This is a genomic window from Pseudomonas sp. Pseusp88, from assembly GCF_047303955.1.
Lineage (GTDB): Bacteria > Pseudomonadota > Gammaproteobacteria > Pseudomonadales > Pseudomonadaceae > Aquipseudomonas.
Window position 1 is genome coordinate 94,313 of the sequence record NZ_JBGLYM010000016.1, and the last position, 25,604, is coordinate 119,916.

At 60.2% G+C, this 25,604-nt stretch carries 22 protein-coding genes; 11 read left to right on the forward strand and 11 right to left on the reverse strand.

All coding sequences use genetic code 11. The features are described 5' to 3' along the window. Positions 1–8: 8 nt before the first annotated feature. Positions 9–2,045, reverse strand: a complete 2,037-nt coding sequence (locus tag ACCD02_RS19715; protein WP_413305331.1) for an ATP-binding protein — start codon at positions 2,043–2,045, stop codon at positions 9–11. Between the two features lie 47 nt (positions 2,046–2,092). Further along, the gene (locus tag ACCD02_RS19720) at positions 2,093–3,013 is read right to left on the reverse strand and encodes a putative 2-dehydropantoate 2-reductase (protein WP_413305334.1); all 921 of its coding nucleotides are present in this window, start codon (positions 3,011–3,013) and stop codon (positions 2,093–2,095) included. 163 nt (positions 3,014–3,176) lie between these two features. Between ACCD02_RS19720 and ACCD02_RS19725 the strand changes: the two genes are divergently transcribed. Next, complete coding sequence (locus ACCD02_RS19725) at positions 3,177–3,656, forward strand: YajQ family cyclic di-GMP-binding protein (protein WP_413305337.1); 480 nt, start codon at positions 3,177–3,179, stop codon at positions 3,654–3,656. Between the two features lie 114 nt (positions 3,657–3,770). Continuing rightward, positions 3,771–4,601, forward strand: a complete 831-nt coding sequence (locus tag ACCD02_RS19730) for a mechanosensitive ion channel family protein (RefSeq protein WP_413305340.1) — start codon at positions 3,771–3,773, stop codon at positions 4,599–4,601. Positions 4,602–4,709: 108 nt separating this feature from the next. Here the strand turns inward: ACCD02_RS19730 and ACCD02_RS19735 are convergent, their stop codons facing one another. After that, positions 4,710–6,254 (reverse strand): AmpG family muropeptide MFS transporter, encoded by a 1,545-nt coding sequence (locus tag ACCD02_RS19735; RefSeq protein ID WP_413305343.1) that lies wholly within the window; start codon positions 6,252–6,254, stop codon positions 4,710–4,712. Positions 6,255–6,296: 42 nt separating this feature from the next. Continuing rightward, positions 6,297–6,665, reverse strand: coding sequence for an MGMT family protein (locus ACCD02_RS19740; protein ID WP_413305345.1), 369 nt, complete (start codon positions 6,663–6,665; stop codon positions 6,297–6,299). 164 nt (positions 6,666–6,829) lie between these two features. Between ACCD02_RS19740 and ACCD02_RS19745 the strand changes: the two genes are divergently transcribed. The 5 genes from ACCD02_RS19745 (at position 6,830) to groL (ending at position 11,533) form a co-directional block, all read left to right on the forward strand. Next, positions 6,830–7,837: a DUF481 domain-containing protein gene (locus ACCD02_RS19745; protein WP_413305347.1), complete on the forward strand. Its 1,008-nt coding sequence runs from the start codon at positions 6,830–6,832 to the stop codon at positions 7,835–7,837. 165 nt (positions 7,838–8,002) lie between these two features. Further along, complete coding sequence (locus ACCD02_RS19750) at positions 8,003–8,734, forward strand: HugZ family protein (RefSeq protein WP_413305349.1); 732 nt, start codon at positions 8,003–8,005, stop codon at positions 8,732–8,734. A 66-nt stretch (positions 8,735–8,800) separates the two neighbouring features. Continuing rightward, positions 8,801–9,304 (forward strand): FxsA family protein, encoded by a 504-nt coding sequence (locus ACCD02_RS19755; RefSeq protein ID WP_259098413.1) that lies wholly within the window; start codon positions 8,801–8,803, stop codon positions 9,302–9,304. A 242-nt stretch (positions 9,305–9,546) separates the two neighbouring features. Further along, on the forward strand, positions 9,547–9,840 hold the full coding sequence (locus ACCD02_RS19760; protein WP_020292988.1) for a co-chaperone GroES: 294 nt from the start codon (positions 9,547–9,549) through the stop codon (positions 9,838–9,840). A 49-nt stretch (positions 9,841–9,889) separates the two neighbouring features. Further along, positions 9,890–11,533 (forward strand): chaperonin GroEL, encoded by a 1,644-nt coding sequence (groL, locus tag ACCD02_RS19765; RefSeq protein WP_413305352.1) that lies wholly within the window; start codon positions 9,890–9,892, stop codon positions 11,531–11,533. 95 nt (positions 11,534–11,628) lie between these two features. Here groL and ACCD02_RS19770 read toward each other — a convergent pair whose 3' ends face one another. Beyond that, positions 11,629–12,360, reverse strand: coding sequence for a phosphatase PAP2 family protein (locus tag ACCD02_RS19770; protein ID WP_413305354.1), 732 nt, complete (start codon positions 12,358–12,360; stop codon positions 11,629–11,631). 183 nt (positions 12,361–12,543) lie between these two features. On the opposite strand from ACCD02_RS19770, the gene colR reads away from it, so the two are divergent. The 4 genes from colR (at position 12,544) to ACCD02_RS19790 (ending at position 15,723) form a co-directional block, all read left to right on the forward strand. After that, positions 12,544–13,227, forward strand: a complete 684-nt coding sequence (gene colR, locus ACCD02_RS19775) for a two-component system response regulator ColR (RefSeq protein WP_413305357.1) — start codon at positions 12,544–12,546, stop codon at positions 13,225–13,227. Beyond that, positions 13,217–14,494 carry a sensor histidine kinase gene (locus ACCD02_RS19780; protein WP_413305359.1) on the forward strand — a complete coding sequence of 426 codons (1,278 nt, stop codon included), beginning with the start codon at positions 13,217–13,219 and terminating at the stop codon, positions 14,492–14,494. Before colR ends, ACCD02_RS19780 begins: the two co-directional genes overlap by 11 nt. A gap of 285 nt (positions 14,495–14,779) precedes the next feature. Beyond that, complete coding sequence (locus ACCD02_RS19785) at positions 14,780–15,499, forward strand: lipopolysaccharide kinase InaA family protein (RefSeq protein ID WP_413305361.1); 720 nt, start codon at positions 14,780–14,782, stop codon at positions 15,497–15,499. Beyond that, positions 15,496–15,723 (forward strand): hypothetical protein, encoded by a 228-nt coding sequence (locus ACCD02_RS19790; RefSeq protein WP_413305363.1) that lies wholly within the window; start codon positions 15,496–15,498, stop codon positions 15,721–15,723. Before ACCD02_RS19785 ends, ACCD02_RS19790 begins: the two co-directional genes overlap by 4 nt. 180 nt (positions 15,724–15,903) lie before the next feature. Here ACCD02_RS19790 and ACCD02_RS19795 read toward each other — a convergent pair whose 3' ends face one another. From ACCD02_RS19795 to ACCD02_RS19820, 6 genes are all read right to left on the reverse strand, one after another. Further along, complete coding sequence (locus tag ACCD02_RS19795) at positions 15,904–18,933, reverse strand: multidrug efflux RND transporter permease subunit (protein ID WP_413305365.1); 3,030 nt, start codon at positions 18,931–18,933, stop codon at positions 15,904–15,906. A 14-nt stretch (positions 18,934–18,947) separates the two neighbouring features. Continuing rightward, positions 18,948–20,075, reverse strand: coding sequence for an efflux RND transporter periplasmic adaptor subunit (locus ACCD02_RS19800; protein WP_413305367.1), 1,128 nt, complete (start codon positions 20,073–20,075; stop codon positions 18,948–18,950). Positions 20,076–20,185: 110 nt separating this feature from the next. Next, positions 20,186–21,283, reverse strand: coding sequence for a DUF1513 domain-containing protein (locus tag ACCD02_RS19805; RefSeq protein WP_413305438.1), 1,098 nt, complete (start codon positions 21,281–21,283; stop codon positions 20,186–20,188). A 15-nt stretch (positions 21,284–21,298) separates the two neighbouring features. Continuing rightward, positions 21,299–22,363 (reverse strand): imelysin family protein, encoded by a 1,065-nt coding sequence (locus ACCD02_RS19810; RefSeq protein ID WP_413305369.1) that lies wholly within the window; start codon positions 22,361–22,363, stop codon positions 21,299–21,301. Positions 22,364–22,389: 26 nt separating this feature from the next. Beyond that, positions 22,390–23,817 (reverse strand): di-heme oxidoredictase family protein, encoded by a 1,428-nt coding sequence (locus ACCD02_RS19815; protein WP_413305371.1) that lies wholly within the window; start codon positions 23,815–23,817, stop codon positions 22,390–22,392. Between the two features lie 247 nt (positions 23,818–24,064). Further along, positions 24,065–25,438, reverse strand: coding sequence for an imelysin family protein (locus ACCD02_RS19820; protein ID WP_413305372.1), 1,374 nt, complete (start codon positions 25,436–25,438; stop codon positions 24,065–24,067). Positions 25,439–25,604 lie beyond the last annotated feature (166 nt).

Sequence of the window (25,604 nt, forward strand, 5' to 3'; positions counted from 1 at the left end):
ACTCCTGTTCAAACCTGAGAAATGATGGCCTGGGGCACGTTGACGGTGCTGCCGGACAGGGGCAGGCGCAAGGTGAAGCAAGTGCCCTGTCCCTGGGTCGACTGCACTTCCATCTGGCCCTTGTGGTTGTTGGTGATAATGAAATACGACACCGACAGGCCCAGCCCGGTGCCCTGGCCGACTTCCTTGGTGGTGAAGAACGGCTCGAAGATGCGCTTGCGCACCTGCTCAGGCATGCCGACGCCGTTGTCCTCGACCTGAATTTCGGCCCACGGCGGATTGAGCCGGGTCCGCATGATGATGCGCCCTGGCTCGCTGTCGTCGTCGCGCTGATGGATCGCCTGGGCGGCGTTCTTGAGCAGGTTGAGCAGCACCTGTTCCAGTTCGTTGGCAGTACCGGGGACCGGGCCCAGCTCGGGGTCGAACTGACGAATGATCGCCTGACCCTTGAAATCGAAACCGATGGCCAGGTCAAAGTCGTTACTGGCGATTTCCACGGCCTGATCGATCAGTGCGGGCAGATCGCAAGGCGCCATTTCGCGATTGCTACGGCGACTGAAACTGAGCATGTGGCTGACGATCTTCGCCGCCCGGCCGCCAGCCTGCTGGATCCCGTCAAGAAGCTTGGGTACCTCGCGACTTTCCAGGTACTGATTGACTGCCTCAAGGGTGATGCCGGTCTGCTCGGCCTGTTCCAGGTTCTTCGGCAGATCCGGGGACAGGCGTCGACGGATGTTCTGCACGTTATGCAGGATCGCCCCCAAGGGGTTGTTGATTTCGTGGGCCATGCCCGCCGCCAGCCCACCCACTGAGAGCATCTTCTCGGACTGCACCATCATTTCTTCCAGGGACAGGCGCTGGGTGATGTCATCGATACGGATCACCACGCCGCGCCCGGCGCCGCCGGTCAGGGGGTAGAAAGTCAGGGCGTAGTGCCGCGGTTCGTCGTTACGAATCCAGGTCACCCGCTCGATCTTGGTCACGCTATGGCTTTCGACCGTGTGTTTGATTTGCGGCAGAAAGGCCTTCATCGGCTCAAAGGCCAGGAAGATTGGCTGATTCAGCGCTTCATCCAGAGGCGTGCCGGAAAGCGCCCCGGCTTCCTGGTTCCACTGCGTGACGTAGAGCTGTTCGTCCAGGGCGATCAGGGCCGAGGGCATGGAGTCGATGATGCTGTTGAGGTAGTTCTGAAAGCCGGTGAGCTTCTTCTCGATCTTGCTGCGAACCTTGACCTCCAGCTCCAGCTTGCGGTTGGTGTGGCGGGTTTCCTCGGCCAGGGCCTGGGCCTGATCAGAGGCGTCCTGCGACTCGTCACGGGCGCGCTTGAGTTGTTGCTCCCGCGCTTCGATGCGCGACAGCATGGTGTTGAACGCTGCGGCCAGGCTGCCGATCTCGTCGTGATTGCCGCGTTCGGCGCGCAGGGCGTAGTTTTCCTCCCGGGTGACCTGACGCGACAGCTCTTCGAGTTGGTAGATCGGCTCGGTGATCAGGCGGCGAATCTGCCGGGCCACGACCAGCCACAACAGCACGCTGAAAATCAGGATGCCGAGGCTGGCGGTGAGAGTGCCGGTATAGAACGCAGTCGGCAATTCACTGCTGGCGACCAGCAGCAGATGCCCCGGCGCTTTGCCGGGACGCGGCACCTGGACCAGTTGGGTACTGCGAAACTCGGTCATGCGCCAGGCTTCAACGTTGTGATAGTGCTCGGGCAGCTTGATCTTGTTGCCTTCCTGCAACTGCGCCAGACGCTCGCCGTTATTGTCGTACAGGGCCGCAGCGCGCAAGGGACTGTAATTGTTCAGCTCCTTGAGCAGGCTTTGCGCGTCTTCGGGCGAATCCAGCGCCTGGCTGGCGAGGCCCGGATTGCTGATCAGGCGACCGATGGTCTGCAACGCCTGGGGCGCCATGGCTTCCTGGGAAATGTAATAGGCGGCACTGATAAAAGTCAGGTTGGCCACCAAGAGAACGGTGGTTAACAAGACCAGCAGGGCGGCCAGAAGCTTCTGGCCGACCGGCAGGTTTTCAAGACGCTGGCGCAATGGCATGAGGCGACGTCACCCACAAGAGAACAAGCAGGCAGGGTAGCGCTGTTCTAGTCAACGCGCACGCCGCGTTGGCCCAGTCGCTCGATCAGGCGCGCCTGCAACAGGTTCAGCCGGGGCAGGGGATAACCCAGGCGTTGCCCTTCTGCACAGGCATGGCCAAGCAGGTAGCGAATTTCCGTGCGGCGGCCGTGGGCGACGTCCTGATACATCGACGAATAGTTGGCGGCGGTGGCCTGGATCACCCGCTGCACCTCGCCGTGCAAGTCCTGGGCAGCTTCAGGCTGGCCGCAGGCCTGCAGCAGGCCGGCGAGTTCATCACACAACGCGCTGACCTCTTCGGGATAGCCCAGCAGGCCGCCATTGTTGCAGTCATGCAGTACCGTCAACGGGTTGATCGCGCAGTTCAGCGCCAGTTTGCGCCACAGGCGGGCGAGGATATTGCAGCTCCACTCGTGAGGGATGCCGGCGTCGCTGAGTTCGTTCAGCCAACGGGGTGCGGCTTGCTCAGTTGGATCGCCGAGCCAGTTATGCCCGCGTCCGGCGAAGACCACCTGCCAGTCCCGTGGACGGAACGCGCCCTCGGTACTTGAAGCAAAGATGCAGCGGGCCCGGGGAAGGGCGGCAGCAACTGCGTCCTGGCTACCGAGGCCGTTCTGCAACAGGATCACCTCGGCGTCCGCTGTCAGGCGGCTGGCGATACTGTGCACGGCAGGCACGGCGTCATAGGCCTTGCAGGCGACTAACAGGCGCCGAATCGGCTCGTCGCTGGCGATGGTTTGCGCGCTGATAGTGATGGGGTGCTCGCGACCGTCCTCGATCAGCGTCAGGTGGCCGCCCTGGGTTTGATAGGCTGCCAGGCGTGCGTCATTGCGCAGCATCAGCCGCACCGGCAAGCCGCCGCGAGCCAGGCGTGCGGCCCATAAACTGCCAAGGCTGCCAATGCCAAGGATATGCCAGATGACTGGCATTAGAGGCTTACTGCACTGAAAGTGAAGGATAAATAGCGAATCGGCATTGCAGGCTCACCGTGAAGCTTTGAAAAGTCTCGTTATACTAACGCCTCTTTTAAATCGCCACATAAGGCGTGCCTGGAACTGAATATCAGGTATGCCCAGTCACTGGAGAAATGACATGCCCTCGTTCGACATAGTGTCCGAGCTGGATAAACACGAAGTCACTAATGCCGTCGATAACGCTATCAAAGAGCTGGATCGTCGCTATGACCTCAAAGGCAAAGGTTCTTTCGAATTCAAGGACCTGACCATCAACCTCACCGCTGAAGCCGACTTTCAGCTGGAAGCGATGATCGAAATCCTCAAGCTGGCCCTGATCAAGCGCAAGATCGATATCAAGTGCCTTGAGGTCAAGGACGCTTTTGCTTCCGGCAAAGTGATGAAGCAGGAAGCTACCCTCAAGGAAGGTATCGATAAAGAACTGGCGAAGAAGATCGTTGCGCATATCAAGGATGCCAAGCTCAAGGTACAGGCTGCCATTCAGGGCGAGCAGGTCCGTGTCACCGGCAAGAAGCGTGATGATTTGCAGGACGCCATCGCCGCCCTGCGTACCCACGAGTTCGGTATGCCCTTGCAGTTCAACAACTTCCGCGACTGATTGGTGGCGGGGAACCTCCTTTGCCCAAGGGCGTCCGAGGCCATGTAAAGCGTTGAAACGATTGGCTGCGGCGGTCGTTTCAACGTTCAGTTTGCGACCCGCAGGAGAAACACGATGGACTTGAGTAATGAAGTGGATCACCTGGTGAAGGTGTCCCAGGCCTGGATTCCCATGGTCATGCAGTACGGCAGCCGCGTGCTGTTGGCCGCTGCGACGCTGATCGTCGGCTGGTGGCTGATCAACAAGCTGACCTCGCGGGTGGGTGCCTTGCTCGCCCTGCGTAATGCTGACCTGGCCCTGCAAGGTTTTATCAGCAGCCTGGCCAATATCATCCTGAAGATACTGCTGATCGTCAGCGTGGCTTCGATGATCGGCATCGAGACAACTTCCTTCGTCGCGGCCATTGGCGCTGCGGGCCTGGCCATCGGCCTGGCGTTGCAGGGCAGCCTGGCGAACTTTGCCGGTGGCGTGCTGATCCTGCTGTTTCGCCCATTCCGCATCGGTGACTGGATCGAAGCCCAAGGGGTAGCGGGGACCGTGGACAGCATCCAGATTTTCCATACGGTGCTGCGTACCGGCGACAACAAGACGGTGATCCTGCCCAACGGCAACCTGTCCAACGGCATCATCACCAACACCAACCGCCAGGCGACCCGCAAGATCAACTTCAACATCAACGTCGATCCGGACAGCGATCTGCGCAAGGGGCTGGACGTGTTGATGGAGATGGCCAAGGACCCGCGGGTACTGGAAGATCCTGCGCCAGCGGCCGTGGTGGCGGCTTTGAATGAGAACTCGGTGACCTTGTCTCTGGGCGTCTGGACCAAGACCGGCGACATGGGCGCGGTCAGCTCGCAGTTCAACGTTGAAGCCCGTGATCGCCTCAAAGAGGCGGGGATCAGTGTTGCGCAGTCGCAGCGGGTGATCCGGATGGTGCAGGAGTAGTAGTTAGCGCAAACCTGTGGGAGCGAATTCATTCGCGAAAGCGATGTTCAGACGATGAAGATGTATCGCCTATACCGGCCCTTCACGAATGAATTCGCTCCCATAAAACTACTCAGGTTGTTCTTCCGCTTGAGCTTCTTCGCGCCGCGTCTCCCGCGCTTCCTTGGCCCACTGCAACAGGATCATCACCAGTGTCGGGACGCCGAGCAGGGCGGTGATCAAAAAGAAGTTGTGGTAGCCGAATTTCTCCACCATTACCCCGGAGTAGCCGCCGATCAGGCGCGGCAACAGCAGCATGATCGAGCTGAGCAGGGCGTATTGGGTGGCCGAGAATTTCAGGTTGGTCAGGCTCGACAGGTAGGCGACGAACGCGGAGGTCGCCAGCCCCGAGCTGAAGTTGTCCAGTGAGATGGCAACGATCAGCATCTTCAGGTTCGGGCCCATGTCGGCCAGCATCAGAAACAGCAGGTTGGTCGCTGCCGAGGTCAGGCCGCCGACGAACAGGATCGGCAGAATGCCGAAGCGTACGATCAACAGGCCGCCGAAGCCTGCGCCGAGCAGGGTCATGATCAGGCCGAAGATCTTGCTGACACTGGCGATCTGATCCTTGGTGAAGCCCTGATCGATATAGAAGACGTTGGCCATGACCCCCATCACCGTATCCGACATGCGATAGGTCGCGATCAGACCCAGCAGCAGGAAAGCCTGCCAGCGGTAACGGAGGATGAAGTCGTTGATCGGCGTCAGCACCGGCGCCAGGCCCTTGCGGCCCAAAGACGACAGGCAGGCGGTGGTCAGAATGATGTAGAGGATCGCCCGCAGAAAGGCGCGGTCTTCCAGCAGCAGGTCCATCCAGCTGTTGCCCTCGAACAGCACGCTGGCGAAGTTGGTGTTGTACAGCTGTGTGCACATCGCCGGTACCGACACCAGCAGGATGATCAGCACGAAAACCGAGGCCAGCTGGTGCATGAAGCCGTAGCGCGCCGCCGACAGCTGGGTGCGCAACGGCACTGGCGATTCGCGCATGACCAGGGTGGTGATCAGCGCCGGCACCATCAACAGACCGAACAGTACATAGGTGCCGGTCCAGGCCGAATGCTTGTAGGCAAAGCCGGTGGAACCGAAGCCTTCAGCGAAATACAGCGCACCGGCCGTCGCCAGCAGGGCCGCGACCCGATAGCCGGACATATAGCTGGCCGCCAGGGCGGCCTGCTGGCTGTCCCCGGCGATTTCCAGGCGATAGGCATCGATGGCGATATCCTGGGTCGCCGAGGAAAAGGCCACGACCACGGCAATGGCGATCAACCACGACAAGTGTTGCTGCGGGTCACAGAAACCCATGCCGATCAAACCGAGAATGATCAGGCTCTGGGACAGCACCAGCCACGAGCGGCGGCGACCCAGCTTGCCTAATAAAGGCAGGCGCCACTGATCCAGCAGCGGGGACCAGACCCACTTGAAGGCGTAGGCCAGGCCAATCAGGCTGGCATAGCCGATGGTTTCGCGTGCCACGCCGGCTTCGCGCAACCAGACTGACAGGGTAGAGAAGACCAACATGTAAGGCATGCCCGCAGCGAAGCCGAGCAGCAGCAGAACGAACGTCGATGGGCTGGCATATGCGGCGAGCGCGGCGCGCCAGGTTTTACGGGGCATGGGCTGAAATCTGCCTCAGGTTACGAAAACAAAGGGCGCACTCTAACCGCTGTGCTCTATCGGGCGCCAGCCATGACGCTGCATATCTACCCGATTGTTCCGGACGGTAATGCCTTCGGCCCGCAAACGCGCGCGTTGCTCGTCGCCGGAGACGCTTCCCAGAGGCAGGCTGATCCGCCCGCCAGCGCCCAGAACCCGGTGCCAGGGCAGGGTCGTGCCGTCGGGCAACTGGCTCAGGGTGCGACCGACATAGCGCGCCGCCCGGCCCAGGCCGGCCAGTTCAGCCAACTGGCCATAACTGACTACTTTGCCCTCGGGGACCTGATGCAGGGTCAAATACAGCGCGTTACGCCGTGCGTCGGCGGGGGAGAGACCGGCGGGGTCCTGAAGGGGCGAAATCGTCTCGCTCACGAGTATTCCTGTGTTTATCGAGATAAATGCGAATAAAACCCATAAGGAACTAGAGAAAAGTCCTACGGTCTGTGCTTACTGTGCCGTAGGTGGTCTCAGATTGCCTCGTTGTCGTCTTCCGGGATGATGCCTTACTTTTCCGCTGACATGAGCCTTGACGCCCTATGTTGTCCAGAACCCTGCTGTGCCTCGCTGTTACCTGCGTTTCCACTCCTCTGCTCGCTGATACCGTCTGGTTGAAGAACGGCGACCGGTTGACCGGTACTATCAAAGTGCTGGACGGCGGCAAGATGATGATCGAAACCTCTTATGGCGGCTCGATTCCCCTGGACTGGAAACAGATCAAGACCCTTGAAAGCGACCAGAAGCTGTTGGTCAAGCAAGGCAAAGCCGACGAGGAAGTCGTCAAGGGACTGAAACCTTCCGACGACGGCAAAGTGATTGTTGCCAACGGTGACGCGCCGCGAACTGTCGAGCTGGCCAGCATCTCGCAGATCATCAAGCCCAAACCGGTTATCACTGACCTGGTATGGAAGGGCAATATCGACGCCGCACTGGATTTCCAGCACGCGGAAAACGATACCGATGATTACAACATCGCCTTCAAGACCACGGCCCGTCATGGCGACTGGCGACACAACGCCAAGGGCGAGTACAACCGCGAGACTCAGGATGATGTGGTCGCCACGGACAACTGGAGCGCCGAATATTCGATCGACCGCTTCCTGACCGAGAAGTTTTTCTGGGATGGCCGTATTACCTACAAGCGCGACAAGATCGAAGACCTGGACCGCCAGCGCACCGTTGGTACGGGTCCTGGCTATCAGTTCTGGGACGACGAGCTGGGTGCGTTCTCCATGACCACGCTGCTCAACCGCACCGACTTCGAATACCGTGATGGCAAGAAGGACAACTTCTATTCCACCACCCTGCGCTGGGACTATAACCGCTACCTGATTGGCAAGAAGTTCGAGTTCTTCACCAACGGCGAGGCCGGCAGACCTCTGAGCGGCGTGGCCAGCTATAGCCTGGATGCCGAAGTGGGCTTGCGCTACAAGGTGACCGACTGGGCTTCGCTCAACCTCAAGGCCGAGAAGAACACCATTAATGGCTCAGACCAGGGCGACCTGGACAAGACCCGCTACACGGCTGGCTTTGGTGTGACCTGGTAAGAACGCGTCATATTCGTTGGAGCGAGGCTTGCCCGCGAACAGGTTGGTACATTCGATACATTTTTATCGTTGGTAATGCCGTATCGCGGGCAAGCCTCGCTCCAACGCTCTGGCGCGCTCCTTCAAGAATGATTAACGTGTACTTCTTTGATCAGGAGTCACTGCATGAGCGCCAAAGCCGCGAGGAATGCCCGGGAGCTGTTGCTCAAGGAATATCGGGGTGCCTTATCCACCCATTCCAAATCCATGCCCGGTTTCCCGTTTGGCTCGGTAGTGCCTTACTGCCTCGATGATCAGGGTCGTCCGCTGATCCTGATCAGCCGTATCGCCCAGCACACCCATAACCTGAAACTCGACCCCAAATGCTCGCTGCTGATTGGTGAGCGGGGCGCCGAGGATGTTCAGTCCGTAGGCCGTATCACCGTGTTGGCCGAGGCTGCGCAGTTGACCGATCCGGCGGCAATAGAAGCGGCAGCCCGGCGTTATGACCGTTATTTCCCCGAATCTGCCGAGTATCACCGCGCCCATGATTTTGATTTCTGGGTGCTGACCCCCGTGCGCTATCGCTATATCGGTGGTTTCGGCGCGATTCACTGGCTCGATGATGTTGCCCTGGCCAATCCCTTTGCCGGTGCGGTCGAAACCGGCATGGTCGAACATATGAATCAGGATCACGCCAAGGCCATTGCTCATTACGTCGAGCTGACCGGCTTGCCCAACGACGAACCGGCGCAGTTGGTCGGCATCGACAGCGAAGGCATGCACTTGCGTATCGGTCAGGGCATCCACTGGTTGGCCTTCGGCCAGGTTTGTAATACGCCGACACAAGTGCGCGAAGCCTTGGTTCAGCTGGCTCGCGCTGAAAAATGGCCCGATCTCGAAGCCCAAGAGGCTTGAATTCACGATCCTGCGACGGCACGTAGGGTCTACTGGAAGACACTCTTCCGTTGAGGAACTAATTCGATGCGCGTTTTTTTGCTGCTCTTTCTGCTGTTTCCGGTGTTGGAGCTGTTTATTTTGGTCAGGGTCGGCATGGCCATAGGCTTCTTTCCGACCTTCCTGCTGGTGGTCGCCACCTCCATGCTTGGCTTGTTCGTCATCCGCGTGGCGGGCTTTGCCACCGCATTGAGCGCCCGTGAAAGCCTGTCCCGTGGTGAGCTGCCTGCCCAGCAGATGCTCGAAGGGCTGATGATTGCGGTCGGTGGTGGCCTGTTGCTGCTGCCGGGCTTTATCAGCGACGTACTGGGCATGATCTGCCTGCTGCCGATCACCCGCCGTCTGCTGGTCGGTACCCTGCGTCGTCGCGCCGAAGCCCAGGCCCAGCGCCAGCGCGCCTTCGCCGAGGATATGCAAAGCCGTGGCGGACCCGCCTACGGTGGCCAGGCCGGTCCTTCGGGGAATATCCATGCCCCGACCCGCGAGCCGGACATCATCGAAGGTGAGTTCGAGCACCGCGACAACAAGTAGTCCCGGCAACGTCTACGCGGCACCCTTCGGGGTGCCGCGTCTGTTTTTACTGCAAAAAAATCTTCGGCCAAGCCTTGTAATGGCATCGCCCGCCCTTATGTATGGGTCACCGCAAGGTTTCTGGCGAATTCGCCGGACCGTATTCTGCGGTTCGCATGGCGAACCGTAACCGGCAAGACCGGATTTTTTAACTCGCTGGTGCCGTTCGCCAGCCGCTCAAAACCATAATTAGGAGATCGACAATGAAGCTTCGTCCTCTGCATGACCGCGTCGTAATCCGTCGCAGCGAAGAAGAATCGAAAACTGCTGGCGGTATCGTTCTGCCGGGTTCGGCTGCTGAAAAGCCAAACCGTGGCGAAATCCTCGCAGTGGGAACCGGCCGCGTTCTGGACAACGGTGAAGTGCGCGCACTGGCCGTGAAAGTTGGCGACAAAGTGGTGTTTGGTCCGTACTCCGGCAGCAACACTGTGAAAGTGGACGGTGAAGACTTGCTGGTGATGAGCGAGAACGAAATCCTCGCTGTCGTCGAAGCTTAAGTAATCCCGCGAATTTCCATACGAACCAAGTATTCAAGGAATAACGATCATGGCTGCTAAAGAAGTTAAATTCGGCGATGCTGGCCGTAAAAAAATGCTGGCTGGTGTTAACGTCCTGGCCGACGCAGTAAAAGCAACACTGGGCCCGAAAGGCCGTAACGTGATCATCGAAAAAAGCTTCGGCGCTCCGCTGATCACCAAAGACGGTGTATCGGTTGCCAAAGAAATCGAACTCAAAGATCGCTTCGAAAACATGGGCGCGCAGCTGGTCAAAGACGTTGCCTCCCGTGCCAACGACGACGCCGGTGACGGTACTACCACTGCTACCGTTCTGGCCCAGGCCATCGTCAACGAAGGCCTGAAAGCCGTCGCTGCCGGCATGAACCCGATGGACCTGAAGCGCGGTATCGACAAGGCGACCATCGCCATCGTTGCCGAGCTGAAGAAGCTGTCCAAGCCATGCACCGACACCAAGGCTATTGCCCAGGTTGGCACCATCTCGGCCAACTCTGACAATTCCATCGGCGACATCATTGCCGAAGCCATGGAAAAAGTGACCAAAGACGGCGTCATCACCGTTGAAGAAGGCACCGGCCTGGAAAACGAACTGTCTGTCGTAGAAGGCATGCAGTTCGACCGTGGCTACCTGTCCCCGTACTTCATCAACAAGCCGGACACCATGGTTGCCGAGCTGGACAGCCCGCTGTTGCTGCTGGTCGATAAAAAGATCTCCAACATCCGCGAAATGCTGCCAGTACTGGAAGCCGTTGCCAAAGCCGGCCGTCCACTGCTGATCATCGCTGAAGACGTCGAAGGCGAAGCCCTGGCGACTCTGGTCGTGAACAACATGCGTGGCATCGTCAAGGTTGCAGCCGTCAAGGCTCCAGGCTTCGGCGACCGTCGCAAGGCAATGCTGCAGGACATCGCTGTCCTGACCGGCGGTACCGTTATCTCCGAAGAGATCGGCCTGAGCCTGGAAAGCACTACCCTGGAGCACCTGGGTAACGCCAAGCGCGTCGTGCTGAACAAAGAAAACACCACCATCATCGACGGTGCTGGCGTTCGTGGCGACATCGACTCGCGTATCGCTCAGATCCGTCAGCAGATCGGTGACACTTCGTCCGACTACGACAAAGAAAAACTGCAAGAGCGTCTGGCCAAGCTGTCCGGCGGCGTTGCAGTGATCAAGGTCGGTGCCGGTTCCGAAGTTGAAATGAAAGAGAAGAAAGCCCGCGTTGAAGACGCCCTGCACGCAACCCGCGCAGCCGTCGAAGAAGGCGTGGTACCTGGCGGTGGCGTAGCACTGGTTCGCTCCCTGCAGGCTATCTCCGAGCTGCGTGGCGACAACGCTGACCAGAACGTCGGTATTGCTCTGCTGCGTCGCGCTGTTGAAGCACCTCTGCGTCAGATCGTTGCCAACTCCGGCGACGAGCCGAGCGTAGTGGTCGACAAGGTCAAGCAAGGCACCGGTAACTTCGGTTACAACGCTGCAAGCGGCGAATACGGCGACATGATCGAAATGGGTATCCTGGACCCGGCCAAAGTGACTCGTTCTGCTCTGCAGGCGGCGTCCTCCATTGCCAGTCTGATGATCACCACCGAAGCGATGATCGCTGACGTGGCTGAAGACAAACCAGCTGGCGGCGGTATGCCAGACATGGGCGGCATGGGTGGCATGGGCGGCATGATGTAAGCCAGCCTTACCCCTATAAAAAACCCCGCCTTGTGCGGGGTTTTTTTTGGCCTGCGCTAATGATGTGATCTCGTTTCAGCGCAAATAATGCATCGTCAGGCAGTAGCTGGTTCAGCCACTGCCTTCGGCGCCGGCCGATACAACACGGCGTAATAAGCTCCCATGCAGATCAGCCAGCAAAACACTGCGGTCCAGACGTTGTGGGAGAAGAAGTGCGCACCCTGCAGCATGCGGCCCACGGAGAACACGGTGCCGAGGCTGAAGGCAAACACGAACCCGGCCCTGGCCCAGCGTGGGCGGCGGTCGCGGAAGATGAAGAACAGGGCGAACAGGGTAAAGCCGGTTGCGGCATGGCCGCCGGGCCAGCAACGGCCGGGCTTATCGGTGTCAGGGCGTTTGCTGAGCAGTTCGCTGTAGACCTCTTTGCCGCCGAACTCTTCCAGGCTCCACGGGCATTGCACTGCTGTCACGGCTTTCATCGGCGTGACGAAACTGGTCGACAGGGCCATCGACAGCACCAGGCAACCCAGCTCCCGGCGCCAGGGCATCAGGCGCTTGACTATAAAGGAGGCGATAAACCCCAGACCGGCGAATACGCCCATGGCGATCACGGCTTGCTTGGCGCGGTCGTGCAGGACGTTTTCCAGGAAATAACTATGCTTGCCGATAAAGTCGTTACCGACCGGGTCATAGGCCAGTTTGGCGATATCCATATCCAGGGAAGTCAGTTCCAGCAGTAGCAGAATAACCGCCGTAATGGCAGGAATGCCCAGGTAGAGCCATAAATTCAACGGACGGGAGTACGGAAGTTCAGAGGCGGTCGACATGGCTGATCCAGCTCGAAGGGGAGAGATGCCCGGCACAAGGGCCGAGGATCGCGCAGTCTGGGCGCCGTACCGTCACCAGACCGTGAACCGATAGTGAAAAAAACGTCAAGTCATCCTGTGCTGGCCCTAGGCGTCGGTTGGCCTTAAGCTGCGCCAGCGAAACTGTATCTGGAGACAATTTCCATGCGAATTCTTCTGGTTGAAGATAACCGCGACATCCTGGCCAACCTGGCGGATTACCTGGGTTTGAAGGGCTACACCGTTGACTGCGCCCAGGATGGGCTGTCCGGTTTACATCTTGCGGCGACCGAGCACTACGACTTGATCGTGCTCGATATCATGCTGCCCGGCATCGATGGCTACACCCTGTGCAAGCGCCTGCGTGAAGACGCGCGCCGGGACACGCCGGTGATCATGCTCACGGCGCGTGACCAGTTGGATGATCGTCTCCAGGGTTTCCGTTCCGGTGCCGATGACTACCTGCTCAAGCCATTTGCCCTGTCGGAACTGGCCGCGCGTATCGAAGCGGTATTGCGTCGTGCCCAGGGCGGTGGCCGCCGGACCTTGCAGGTAGGCGATCTGATCTATGACCTGGACACCCTGGAAGTCACCCGTGAAGGGCGTCTGCTCAAGCTCAACCCGGTCGGCCTCAAGCTGCTGGCGGTGTTGATGCAGAAAAGCCCGCACGTGTTGCGTCGCGAGATTCTTGAAGAAGCTTTGTGGGGGGATGACTGCCCTGACAGCGACAGTCTGCGCAGCCACGTACACCAGTTGCGCCAGGTGATCGACAAGCCGTTCGCCAAGCCGCTGTTGCAGACCGTGCACGGCGTAGGTTACCGCCTGGCCGAGGGCCGGGATGGAGTTTAAGCAGAGCCTTGCCCAGCGCATCATCATTGCTTTTGCCTTGATGAGTGCACTGGTGGCCGGGTCCTTCGCCATGGGGATCGTGGCGACCGTGCATCTGGTCGAGGAGAAACTGATCTCGGCGGGCCTTGGCGGCGACCTCAACCGCATGCTGCTGATGGACAGTGTCAGCGACTGGAGTCACAGGCCGGAGCCCGATCAACTGTTCTATTTCAGCGGCGGCCCCGGCGATTTCGATCTGCCCAAGGATCTGCGCCATCTGGAGCCCGGTTTCCACGAGGTGTTTCGCGGCCCGCTGTCGTACCACGCGATGGTCGAAGTGGTGGATGGCCGCCGTTATGTGTTGTTGCAGGACCAGAGTGATTTCGAAGAGCGCGAACAGGTGTTGTTCGCCGTCGTGTTGGTGGGCTTTGTCCTGGCGTTGGCCCTGGCGGTGTTTCTCGGCTGGATCCTGGCTCGCCGGGTCATGGCGCCCGTGGTGCGGCTGGCGCGGCAGGTCCGTCATCGCGACCAGCTGTTGGGGCTGGCCCCGCCCCTGGCGCCGGATTACGCCTCCGATGAGGTGGGTGAACTGGCGGTGGCCTTCGACGCCACCCTCGGCCGTTTGCGCCAGGCCCTGACCCGCGAGCGCATGTTCACCAGCGATGTCAGCCATGAACTGCGCACGCCTCTCATGGTGCTCGCCAGTTCCTGCGAGCTGCTGCTGGAAAACTCGGCCCTTGATGAACGGGCCCGCGCTCAGGTCGAGCGCATCGCCAGGGCGTGCGAAGAGATGCGCGACCTGGTGCAGACTTTCCTCATGTTGGCTCGGACCCAGCGCGATGACGCGAGCATGACGCCACGGCTCATGGTCGGCCAGGCCGCCGAGCATTTGCTCTCGCTCTGGCGCAAGCCCATCGAGAGCAAAGGCTTGAAGCTGGTGGTCAACACCCATGAAGACGTTTCTCAGGAAAGCTACAACGCCACGTTCCTGTTGGCGGTCATGGGCAACCTGTTGCGCAATGCGTTGCATTACACCGACGAAGGTTTTATCGCCCTGACCCTGCGTAGCAATGGTTTTCTGGTCGAAGACAGCGGCGTGGGTATCCCCGAAGAGAAACGCGAAGCCATGTTCCAACCCTTCGTGCGTGGCAATGAACAGCGCGGCGAGGGCCTTGGTCTGGGTCTGTCACTGGTGCAACGGATCTGCGAAAACCAGGGCTGGACGGTTGAGCTGAGCCCGATGCAGCCCAATGGATGCCGCTTCAGTGTGGTGTTGAAAGCGGACTAAGTAGCGCATTGCCATGGTCTTTGACTTGTAAAGCCTCTGTAAAACCCGGAAATAACCCTGGTCAAGGGCGTACAATTTTTGGCTGTGCAAGATAAAGCTTATCGAAAGCCCGGATGACACGGGCGTCGAACTAAAACTTACCGTGGTACCGCACTCATTGCCCCTGAGGTTGTCAGAACGATCCTTGCAGTATAGCGTGTGTTTATCTACCGACCGCGTCTGCATTCGTTACGACCTGCCGTTCATATCGCAGGGTAAGTGAGTCCTTACACAAGAGGTCAGAGAATGGGCGTGGATGTTGTAGCTGGATCGACAGGTAGCAAAGGCGATCGCTTCAATTACTTCTGGAGTCAGCGCGGCGAGTGGGTGGAAGAGCCCAACGTTCGTCGTGGCGGCGAAAGTGGCGTGCAACGTGTGTTCACTGAAAACGGTCGGCTGATCTACATCAAGCGCCAGACCGGGCATATCTATCGCAGCTGGCTGCATCCATTTGGCCGCCCGACGGTATTGCGCGAGCGCGATGCCCTTGAAGGCCTGCGCCAGCTACAGGTCAATGTGCCGAAGATGATCTTCAGCGGCGCCCGGCGTGATGAAAACCAGCAGTGGCAGGCTTTGTTGGTCACCGCCGCGCTGGATGGCTTCGATGAAATCGAGAATTGGTACGCCGCCGGTGGTCGCGAGCGTTATGGCGAAGTGGTGCACGATCAGATCCTTGCCGAGCTGGCCCAGAACCTGGCACGCATGCACCTGGGGCGCTGGCAGCACAGTTGCCTGTATATCAAGCATGTTTTCGTGCGGGTTACAGGGGAGGGCGAAACCGCCAAAGCCGAGGTCGCCCTGCTCGATCTCGAGAAATGCCGTCGCCGCTGGACTGCCTACGGCGCCGCGCAACACGACATCAAACAACTGCGCCGCCACTCGTCGTTCAAGCCTGCAGACTGGCAGAAGTTCATCTACCTTTACGAAGCAGCGTTTGGCAGCGCTATCAAAGGTTTAGATAGATGAAGCTAGAAATGGCACGAGGTTTGTTTCTGCTGGGGTCTCTGGCGATTACCGCCGTTGCCCTGGCAGCGTGGGAACAGCCTGGTACTAAGATATTGAGCACGGTACACGGCGAAGGTCATTGCCTGTTGCCACGGGTTGCCCAGCATCATGCAGCAGTCAAACCCGATCAGGATTTGCTGCTGTTCATGTTCGGCCTGGCTCAGGGAGCGGGGCCGCAAAATTGAAATCACCTTTAACCTGAAAGGCCCCGCTTGTCGGGGCCTTTCTTTTTCCTGTCGAACCTTTGGCGTTGGAACTGGAACTGTGGGACCGGCTTTAGCCGGGAAGGCAGAGCCATGAGCGATAAAATTTTTCGCCAGTTATATCGCCTTCCCGGCTAAAGCCGGTCCCACCGTAATCGCGTGTCAGGCATATGCCTTTTTTGAGGCGAGCAACGTATACACGCACGGCAACACAAACAGGGTAAACAACGTCCCCACCGACATCCCCGTGGCAATCACCGTACCGATATCGAAGCGGCTCACTGCGCCTGCGCCGCTGGCCAGAATCAGCGGCACCATGCCGAATACCATCGCCGCGGTGGTCATCAGTACCGGCCGCAGGCGAATGGCCGCAGCTTCTTCCACGGCCTGCCGTGGCGACAGACCCTTGTCCCGGCGTAGCTGGTTGGCGAATTCGACGATCAGGATGCCGTGCTTGCTGATCAGCCCGATCAGGGTCACCAGCCCGACCTGGGTATAGATATTCAGGCTCGACAGACCAAGGAACAGCGGGATCAGCGCGCCGCAGATCGACAGCGGCACTGTGACCAGAATCACCAGCGGGTCGCGGAAGCTTTCGAACTGCGCCGCCAGAACCAGGAAAATAATCGCCAGGGCCAGGCCGAAGGTGACCCACAACGCGCTGCCTTCCTGCACCAGCTGGCGCGTAGCACCGGCGTAGTCGTAGGCAAAGCCCGGTGGCGCTTCCTCAATGGCAATCTGGCGCACCGTATCCACGGCTTCGCCCATGCTGACCAGAGGAAAGCCCGAGATGATCGCCGAATTGAGTTGCTGGAACTGATTCAACTGACGCGGCCGGGCGCGGTCGCTGACGGTGATCAGGGTCGACAGCGCCAGCAGCTTGCCTTCGCTGTTCTTCACGTAATAGTTGTTCAGCCATTGTGGGTTGTCCCGGTAAGGCCGTTCCACCTGGGCGATGACCTTGTAGCTGCGCCCATCGATGGTGAAACGATTGATCTCCGCTTCACCCAGCAGCGTCGCCAGGGTGCCGCCCAGATCGGCCATGGACACACCCATCTGCGCGGCCTTGGCCCGGTCAATTTCGATCACCGCTTCCGGCTTGTCATAGGCCAGATCGAGGTCGACGAAGGCGAATTTGCCGGATTCTTCCGCGCGTTTTTTCACCCGCTCGGCCACCTCCAGCAGGGCGGCGTAATCGTTGGGCGTATTGATCACGAACTGGAACGGCAGGCCTTCGCCAGTGCCCGGCAGCGACGGCAGGTTGAAGCCGAATACCTGCAGGCCGGGAATGTCCGCCAGCTTGGCCTGGACCTCGGGCAGGATCTGCATCTGGGTGCGCTGGCGTTCGTTCCAGGGCTTGAGCAGGAAGCCGCCGACGCCGGTCTGTACACCGTTGAAACCATTGATCTGGAACGACGAGTAGTACTCGGGGAAGGCCTTGAATATCTCGAGGAACTGGTCGGTGTAGCGGTTGAGATAGTCCAGGTTAGCGGTCTGCGGTGAGGCCGACATCATGAAAATGATGCCCTGGTCCTCATCCGGCGCCAGTTCCGACTTGGTGAACTTGAGCAGTACCGGGATCAGGCACAGCACGATCACGGCAAACACCATGACCACTGGCCGGGTATTGAGGGTGCCGTGGAGAAGGCGCTGGTAACGGCGTTTGAGTCCTTCGAAGATCATGTCCAGGCGATGGGCCAGCCCGCTGGGGTTGGGATCATGGCGCAACAACAGGGCGCACATCATCGGCGACAGGGTCAGGGCGACAATGCCGGAAATCACCACGGCCCCGGCCAGGGTCAGGGCGAATTCCTTGAACAGGGCACCGGTCAGGCCCTCCAGGAAGCCGATGGGGGCATATACCGCCGCCAGCGTGATGGTCATCGACACCACGGGCATGGCGATCTCCCGCGCCCCTTCCAGCGCGGCGTCGAAGGGCGTCTTGCCTTCTTCGATATGCCGGTGGATGTTCTCGACCACGACGATTGCATCGTCCACCACCAGACCGATGGCCAGCACCATGGCCAGCAGCGTCAGCAGGTTGATCGAGTAGCCCATCAGCTGCATGAAGAACAACACGCCGATCATCGACAGGGGAATGGTGATCACCGGGATCAGCACCGAGCGCAGGGCGCCGAGAAACAGGAACACCACCACGATCACGATCAGTACTGCTTCGATCAGGGTCTTCGTTACTTCGTCTATAGAGGCCTGGATAAACAGCGTGGCATCGTAGGCGATGGACACTTTCAGGTTCGGCGGCAACTGGCTTTCCAGTTCCGGCATGATTCGCCGAACCTCCTTGATCACATCCAGCGGGTTGGAGCTGGGCGTGCCCTTGATGCCGATATAGACCGAAGGTGTACCGTCGAACGAGCTGATGGTGTCGTAGTTTTCCGCGCCCATTTCCACCCGCGCCACGTCACCGAGCAACACCCGGCTGTCACCGGCGGTCTTGAGGGGGATCGCGGCAAAGGCCCCGGCAGACTTGAGGTCGGTGCTGGCGTTGACACTGGTCACCACGTACTCGCCCTTGACCTCGCCTGCCGCCGCCAGGAAGTTGTAGCGGCGCACGGCATCGGTGACGTCGGCGGCGGTGAGGCCGAAACCGGCCAGGCGCACCGGGTCCAGCCACAGGCGCATGGCGAACACCTGGTTGCCGAGGATCTTGGCTTCGGCCATACCCGGCAAGGTCGCCAGTTTTGGTTGGATCACCCGAGACAGGTAGTCGGTGATCTGCGGGTTGTTCAGCTCGGAGCTGTAGAAGCTGACATACATCAGCGCCGAGGCGTCGGCGGCTTCCTTGCTCAGCACCGGGTCTTCGGCGTCCTGGGGCAGCTTGTTCTTGACTTCATTGGCCTTGGCCAGCAGTTCGGTGAACAGACGATCACTGTTGGCACCGATCCGCGCGTAGACCGAGATGATCGAGAAGTTCTGCCGGCTCACCGACGTCATGTAGTCAATGCCCTCGGCGCTGGCCAGGCTTTGTTGCAGCGGCTGGGTGATGTAGCCCTGGATGGTTTCCGCGTTGGCGCCGGGGTAGGCCGTGGTCACGGTGATCAGGGCGTTTTCCATCTGCGGGTACTGGCGGATGGTCAGTTTGCTGAAGGCCTGGAAACCCAGCAGGACGATCAGCAGGCTGATCACGGTGGCCAGCACCGGTCGACGAATGAACGGATCTGTAAAAGCCATGGGGAATTCCTTGATCAGTTCGCGCCGGACGGGCTGTTCTGTGCGGGCTTCAGGGTCTTGTCCGGGCTGACTGCGACATGGGTGCCCTCGTTAAGCTTGAGCTGGCCGCCGCTGACCACTTGCTCCCCGGCCTTGAGGCCCTTGCTGATAATCACGTACCCGTCGCGGTGCTCGCCGGTCTCGACAAAGCGCCGCTCGACTACTGACTGCGACTCGCCCTTGGCGTCTTTCTTTTCCACCACCACGTACACCGAATTGCCGTAGAGCGTGTAGGTAATGGCACCTTCGGGCACGACAACCTGGTTCTTTGCGCCCGGCAGCAGCACCTGGACACTGGCGAACATGCCCGGCAGCAGCTTGCTGTCGGGGTTGGGCAGGGTGGCGCGGATCAGCACGTTGCGCGTGGCGTCGTCGACCCTGGGATTGATGGCGCTGATCTTTGCATCGAAGGTCTGTTGCGGGTAGGCGGCGACGCTGATCTGCGCGACCTGGCCGACAGCCAGTTTCGGCAGGGTCTGCTCCGGCACGTTGAAGTCGACGTAGAGGCTGCTCAAGTCCTGCAAGGTGGCGATGACTTTGCCGCTGGCCAGATAGTCGCCGACATCCACCTGACGGATACCGATGGTGCCGCTGAACGGCGCGAGGATGCGCTTTTTCGCCAGTGAGGCATTGAGCTGGGCGACGGTGGCGCTGGCTTTTTTCAGTTGGGCGGCAAGCTTGTCGAAATCGCCTTTGGAGATGGCCTGGTCACCCACCAGTTTGCTGCCGCGCCCATGTTCGACCTGGGCCAGGCCAAGGTCGGCCTCGGCGGTGCCGAGCAGGGCTTTTTCGACGTCGCTGTCCAGTTGCAGCAGCGGTTGACCGGCCTTGACCTGTTGGCCCGACTCGAACAATACGGCTTTGACCGTGCCGGCGATCTCGAGGCTCAGGTCCACGCCTTGCAGGGCCTTGAGGCTGCCGATGGCGGGCAAACGACTCTGCCAGGGCTGTTCAGCCGCGACGGCTACCGGTACGGCAACGGCGGGTTTGGGTGCTGAGAACTGCTGGATCTGTTGGTAAATCGACCAGGCTTTATAGCCTGCGAGTAACAGCACAACGAGCAGCACCACGCCCAGCATGATCAGCATCCGGCGACGCAACATATCCATTTCCTTGGAGAGACTGTGAAACAGCCGAGTACCTTAGTCCTGGCGCTGTTTTGGTGCAGCATGGCTGTATTGCCAAATATTACGCCATAGCCCGTAGGTTTGACTCAGACCAGATGCAGATGGTTGTCCCACAGACCTGCCGGCAAATCCAGCGGCTTGGGCAGCAGCTCGCTTTCGCGGCAGTCATAGAAACGGCAGCGGCCCTGGCCTGAGGTCACGACAAAGCCGTCGGTCACCGCACCGACCCCGGCGCAATCGGGCAGGGCCGCGTCCAGACGCAGCGCGCCACTGTCCAGATCCCAGATAAAGAAGCGATTGCCCCGTGGTGCGGTGAGTGCGACGAGCCGCAAATCGCTGTGCACGGCCACGCTGGCGGTGTAATGGCCCATGGCGGCCAGTTGTTGATCCTCGACTGGAAACGCCTGGAACGGTTGCCCAGGACGCTTGATTGCCAACAGCTCGGAACGCTCATGGGCATCGCCCATGAACTGCTGCCCGGCGACGATGGTGCCGTCACTGGCAATGCCCAGATGGCGCACGCTGTTCATCTGCTGGGCCAGGGTTTCCTTGCTCAGCAGCGTACCGTCGCGCTGCATCAGCACCAGACTGGGCTGCATGGCGTTGAGATTCATCTCCACACGACTTTCGGCCTCGGTACGGATACCGCCGTTGGCCACCACCAGGGTTTCGCCGTCCGGCATCCACGACACCTGATGCGGGCCGATGCCGTGGGTCGAGATCTCGCCGCTATGCACCAGGCGTTCATTGACGAAGCGGTACACACCCAGTAATCCGCGGCCGGGATCGCGGGTGTCGTTCTCGGTGGCGTATAGCCATTCGCCGCCTCGGTGAATCACCGCATGGCCGTAAAAATGCCGGTTCGGTTGCGAGGTGATGGTCTGTAGCAGCCGCCCATCACGCAGATCGATCAGATAGCTTTCGGTGCCCGGACGACGGGCGACGAACAACGCCAGATTGAGCGTCGGGTGATTGATGATGTCGTGGCAGCGCTGGGCGACTCGAGTGGCGAAGACCTGCTTGCCATCGAGGCGATAACCCACGGCATAATGCTGGCCATCGCTGTCATCCCGGGCGGAGAGTAGCAGCGGATCCTGGCCTGTTTGCCGAAACAGGGTCCAGCCCCCCAGCGTACAGGCGCTGAGAAGCAGGCTGCCGAGGGCGAGTGCCTGGCGTCGCAACATCATCGGATACCTCGATCAGTCGCCATCGTTGGCGTTGAAACCCAGTTGGATGCCCAATGCCTTGGCCAGTTCGCCTTCATGCAGACGATGCACGGCGTTGAGGCTGTCGTAGACCGCATTAAGCTGTTGGCGACCAGTGTCGCTGGCCAACAGGTCGACCAGGGGCAGTGTCAGCCCGGTCAGCAGTTTGTGGCTATTGGCATAAGCGGCGTCGATCTTCTCGGCCAGGGCTTTCTGCCCGGCGGGCAACAGGCCGCGCAGGCCCTTGTTGTCGACCCCGACCCAGACGGTCTCGGCGCCGCTGAGGCTGGCTTCCAGGCTGCTGATCGACGCATTGCTGCGCCAGCTCTCGGCCTGGAACGGCTGGGCAATGCCCTTGGTCTGGCGACCCAGAGGCGTGCCGAGCTTTTTCTTCAGGCTATCCAGTGCCGTGACCTGCACCCGCAGCAACTCGGCAATGGCTTCGTGGGAATCGGCGTAGCGCGGGTTGGGGAATTTACTCAACTGCGCCAGCATGCCATCGGTACTGTTCCAGCTGCCAAGGATTTCCTCGGCCAGGGCTTTCTGACGTTCGCCAATGGCTTGCAGCAGCGGGCAATAGCGGGCTTTCTGTTCGGCCGAGGCCATGTCAATCCCTGCATCGAACAGGATGTATTCGTAGGCCGACAGGCCCTGCACGACGACGCTGGACTTGACCAGCTCCTCGGTACTGACCTGGGGCTTGGCGGCCAGCAGTTGTTCGACCTGACGGCCGACCAGGTTCTTTTTGTCCGGCCAGAACTGCACTTGCCAGGCTCGATTGCCCTCGGCCAGCGGGCCGATCAGCAAGGGTTGCAGCTCGGCCCAGGTTTTCTGCGCGTGGAGGAAGTCAGCGCGGGCGGTCTGCAAGTCGACCTTGCCCTGGCAGAACCCATGGGCGCTGAGGGCCAGCTTGCGGTCCGCCTCGACCCAGCGACTGTAGGTCGGCAGGATCACCTGCTTGGCGATGGCTGCCGAAGTGACGGCCTGTGGGTCTGCCGGCGAACAGGCACCCAGCGCCAGGGCGGCGAGGCTGGTGAATAACAGTTTGGGGCGGAACATGTCCGGCTCCTATCAAAGAAGAAAAATCATAATGAATTGAGAAAGGCCAGCAGCGCTTGACGTTGCTGGGCATCGAAGGCCAGTACCTGGCGTTGTGCCGCCTGGGCTTCGCCGCCGTGCCAGATGATCGCTTCCATGAGGTTGCGGGCGCGGCCATCGTGGAGAAACTGGGTGTGGCCGCTGACCGCCTGGGTCAGGCCGATGCCCCACAGCGGCGGCGTGCGCCATTCGCGTCCGCTGGCCTGGAATTCACTGCGGTTATCGGCCAGCTCAGGGCCCATGTCATGCAGCAGCAGATCGGTGTAGGGGCGGATGGTCTGATTGGCCAGCTCCGGCTCGGCGGCGTCGGCGCGGGTGGTGTATTGCGCAACGTGGCAACCCTGGCAACCGGCCTGATAGAACAGGTTCTTGCCCTTGAGCACTTCGGCGTCACCGACATTGCGCCGCGCCGGTACGGCCAGGTTGCGGCTGTAGAACAGCACCAGGCGCAGGATATTGTCGCTGACCTCGGGCTCGCCATTGGGGCCATTGCCATTGGGTGTGTTGCGGCAGTCAATCTGCACTGTCGTGCAATCGTCGCTTCTGTTCAGGGACGTGGTCAGGCCCATATCGCCAGCGAAGGCGTGGACATTCTGCTGATTCAGGGTCGGTTGCCCGGCCTTCCAGCCAAAACGGCCGAGGACGACCTTTTGCAGGGCGTCATCCCACACCCAGTTGGCGCGTCCGGAGATGCCATCGCCGTCCTGATCGTCCGGGTCGGCATTGTCGAGAATCGCCCTATTGGGGATCGCTTCGAGCAGACCGAGGCCGATCATCGGCGGAGCAATCCGCGCCGAGGCTCGGGTTTCGGGATGCATCGGACCGTAGCCCAGTTGGGTGATTTGTAACGTCGGTTCGCGCAGCTCGATATGGCTGCCATCGCGGAAAGCAACGCGCAGGTAGTCGTATTCCACTCGCACCCGACCTTCGGGGGCTACGCCGGGGATGGCCATGTCCTGTAGCTGCGTGCCATAGCTCGGTTCAGGCAGCACACCGGTACGCTTGATCAGCTCGGCCTGGGCCGGGTCGTCGGGAATCGACAGGCGCACCAGCATCGACACAGCATTATCGGCGCCATTCTCGGGCGGGTGACCGCGACCATCCTTGATGTGGCAGTTCTGGCAGGCATTGGTATTGAACAGCGGGCCGAGACCATCACGGGCAGTGGTAGTGGAGGGGGCGATCACCCAGGGGCTGCGGAAGAAACTGTTGCCGACGCTGAAGTCCAGGCGCCGGGTAGGAGAGAGGTTGGCCGACGGCAGGGAGAAGGCATTCTGATCCTGTTTGTTGACGGTCGTGCGGCCACCCGACAACGCCTCCCCCGGCTCGGCCTGGGTAAAGCGTGGGGCGTCATCGCATGCACTCAGGGCCATGGCCGAGAACAGGACAAATGAAAGGCGCAACCGCATGGTCATACAGGTTCTGCAACACCGGAAATTGGGGCGAGCAAGCTTATCAGCCAATAAGAGCAGTTATCGTTTGAAAGGGGGGTGTGGAAATGGCTTGTAACGATTTGTCTGGGAGGAGCCATATCATCTGCAGGAGTGCGATTGTAGGAGCGAATTCATTCGCGAAAGGTTTCATTCAAGCGACGGAAATATGTCGGATGTACTGGCCTCTTCGCGAATGAATTCGCTCCCACATATGTTGCAATCAGATGGATCAGAACTTGTGATCAGCGTTATCCGGGTTCAGGTCGCTGATGCCCAGCTTGCCCGCAGCCTGTTCGATGGCGCCGGTCTGTTTGACCAGGGAAGCGATGGCGTCGCGCACGATCTGGTTGCCCTCGGTGTTGCCTGCTGCGATCAACTGATCGAAGTGCTCGCCCTTGTTGGCGCGGTCGACCAGGACCTGCATCCTGGCCTGGGTGGCTTGCAGGTCGGCGCGCAATGCGGCATCGGTGGCTGGATCGGCCTTGGCCACCAGGGACGACAGGCTCGGCCCGCTGAGCTTGGTGCCGTCGATGCGGGTGTACTCGCCCAGATAGACGTTCTGGATGCCCTTGGCGTTATAAAAGTGCGAGTTGTGGGTGTTGTCGCTGAAGCAGTCGTGTTCGTCTTCGCTGGAGTTGGCTTCCAGTGCGACTTTCATCCGTTCGCCCGCCAGTTCGCCCAGGGACAGGCTGCCCATGCCGAAGAACATCTTGCGCAGGCCGCTTTCACCGGACTCGGCTTCAAGTGTGGCGCGGTAGTTGTCGGCCACCCCCGGCTTCCAGTTGTTGACCATCTGTTCGAGGTCGCTGACCAGCAGGTCGGTAACGGCTTTCAGGTAGGCGCGACGGCGGTCGTTATGGCCGCCGGTGCCGCCAGTGCCCTCGACGTAGTCCGAGGCCGGACGTTCGCCGGCACCGGCGGCATTGCCGTGCAGGTCCTGGCCCCACAGCAGGAATTCGATGGCGTGGTAGCCGGTGGCGACGTTGGCTTCGGAGCCGCCCAGTTCGTTGAGACTGGCGAGTTTCTCCGGCGTCAGCTCCTTGACGTCGACCTTGTCTTCGCCGATCTGGATTTCCGTATTGGCGATGATATTGGCGGTGGCGCCAGGGTTGCCCAGGGCGTGCTGATAGTCCTTGGCCACGTAGTCGATCAGGCCTTCGTCCAGGGGCCAGGCGTTCACCTGGCCTTCCCAGTCGTCAATGATGGTATTGCCGAAGCGGAAGACTTCGCTCTGCATGTAGGGCACCCGCGCCGCCAGCCAGGCCTCGCGTGCGGCCTTGAGCGTGGTGTCGTCGGGGTGGGCGAGGAAGGTGTCGACGGCGGTACGCAGGGTCTTGGCGCTGGCTTCGGCGTCGCTGAACACGGCGAAGACCATACCGGCATAGTTGGCGACCACTGCCTTGGCGGCGGCATCGTTGGTCTGGCTGGCGGCAGGGGCTGCTGCGGCGGCTGGCGCCGCAGGTGCAGCGGCAGGCGCCGGAGCAGGTGCGGCAGCGGGCGTCGGGGCGGCTGGAGCGGCGGCTTTATCCTTGCCTTCGCCACATCCAGCGAGGGAAACAGCGATGGCCAGCAGACTGGCCGTGGCCAGAGGCATACGAATCATGACGGAATCCTGCGTCGAGAAAGTTGAAGGCGCGGGGCGCCGAAAAAAGCTGCGACATAATGCGAAAGATTTGCATTCTGTGTAAAGGCGAAAGGCCGCCAGGGAAGGGGTATCGCGGGGCGGGGTTGTAACAAGTGATTTCGATGACAGACGAGGAGGTAGATAT

Excerpts from the sequence above, each read along its gene's own strand:
- ACCD02_RS19715 (WP_413305331.1), bottom strand. The coding sequence starts at position 2,045 with ATGCCATTGCGCCAGCGTCTTGAAAACCTGCCGGTCGGCCAGAAGCTT.
- ACCD02_RS19720 (WP_413305334.1), bottom strand. The coding sequence starts at position 3,013 with ATGCCAGTCATCTGGCATATCCTTGGCATTGGCAGCCTTGGCAGTTTA.
- ACCD02_RS19725 (WP_413305337.1), top strand. The coding sequence starts at position 3,177 with ATGCCCTCGTTCGACATAGTGTCCGAGCTGGATAAACACGAAGTCACT.
- ACCD02_RS19730 (WP_413305340.1), top strand. The coding sequence starts at position 3,771 with ATGGACTTGAGTAATGAAGTGGATCACCTGGTGAAGGTGTCCCAGGCC.
- ACCD02_RS19735 (WP_413305343.1), bottom strand. The coding sequence starts at position 6,254 with ATGCCCCGTAAAACCTGGCGCGCCGCGCTCGCCGCATATGCCAGCCCA.
- ACCD02_RS19745 (WP_413305347.1), top strand. The coding sequence starts at position 6,830 with ATGTTGTCCAGAACCCTGCTGTGCCTCGCTGTTACCTGCGTTTCCACT.
- ACCD02_RS19750 (WP_413305349.1), top strand. The coding sequence starts at position 8,003 with ATGAGCGCCAAAGCCGCGAGGAATGCCCGGGAGCTGTTGCTCAAGGAA.
- ACCD02_RS19755 (WP_259098413.1), top strand. The coding sequence starts at position 8,801 with ATGCGCGTTTTTTTGCTGCTCTTTCTGCTGTTTCCGGTGTTGGAGCTG.
- ACCD02_RS19760 (WP_020292988.1), top strand. The coding sequence starts at position 9,547 with ATGAAGCTTCGTCCTCTGCATGACCGCGTCGTAATCCGTCGCAGCGAA.
- groL (WP_413305352.1), top strand. The coding sequence starts at position 9,890 with ATGGCTGCTAAAGAAGTTAAATTCGGCGATGCTGGCCGTAAAAAAATG.
- ACCD02_RS19770 (WP_413305354.1), bottom strand. The coding sequence starts at position 12,360 with ATGTCGACCGCCTCTGAACTTCCGTACTCCCGTCCGTTGAATTTATGG.
- colR (WP_413305357.1), top strand. The coding sequence starts at position 12,544 with ATGCGAATTCTTCTGGTTGAAGATAACCGCGACATCCTGGCCAACCTG.
- ACCD02_RS19780 (WP_413305359.1), top strand. The coding sequence starts at position 13,217 with ATGGAGTTTAAGCAGAGCCTTGCCCAGCGCATCATCATTGCTTTTGCC.
- ACCD02_RS19785 (WP_413305361.1), top strand. The coding sequence starts at position 14,780 with ATGGGCGTGGATGTTGTAGCTGGATCGACAGGTAGCAAAGGCGATCGC.
- ACCD02_RS19790 (WP_413305363.1), top strand. The coding sequence starts at position 15,496 with ATGAAGCTAGAAATGGCACGAGGTTTGTTTCTGCTGGGGTCTCTGGCG.
- ACCD02_RS19795 (WP_413305365.1), bottom strand. The coding sequence starts at position 18,933 with ATGGCTTTTACAGATCCGTTCATTCGTCGACCGGTGCTGGCCACCGTG.
- ACCD02_RS19800 (WP_413305367.1), bottom strand. The coding sequence starts at position 20,075 with ATGTTGCGTCGCCGGATGCTGATCATGCTGGGCGTGGTGCTGCTCGTT.
- ACCD02_RS19805 (WP_413305438.1), bottom strand. The coding sequence starts at position 21,283 with ATGTTGCGACGCCAGGCACTCGCCCTCGGCAGCCTGCTTCTCAGCGCC.
- ACCD02_RS19810 (WP_413305369.1), bottom strand. The coding sequence starts at position 22,363 with ATGTTCCGCCCCAAACTGTTATTCACCAGCCTCGCCGCCCTGGCGCTG.
- ACCD02_RS19815 (WP_413305371.1), bottom strand. The coding sequence starts at position 23,817 with ATGACCATGCGGTTGCGCCTTTCATTTGTCCTGTTCTCGGCCATGGCC.
- ACCD02_RS19820 (WP_413305372.1), bottom strand. The coding sequence starts at position 25,438 with ATGATTCGTATGCCTCTGGCCACGGCCAGTCTGCTGGCCATCGCTGTT.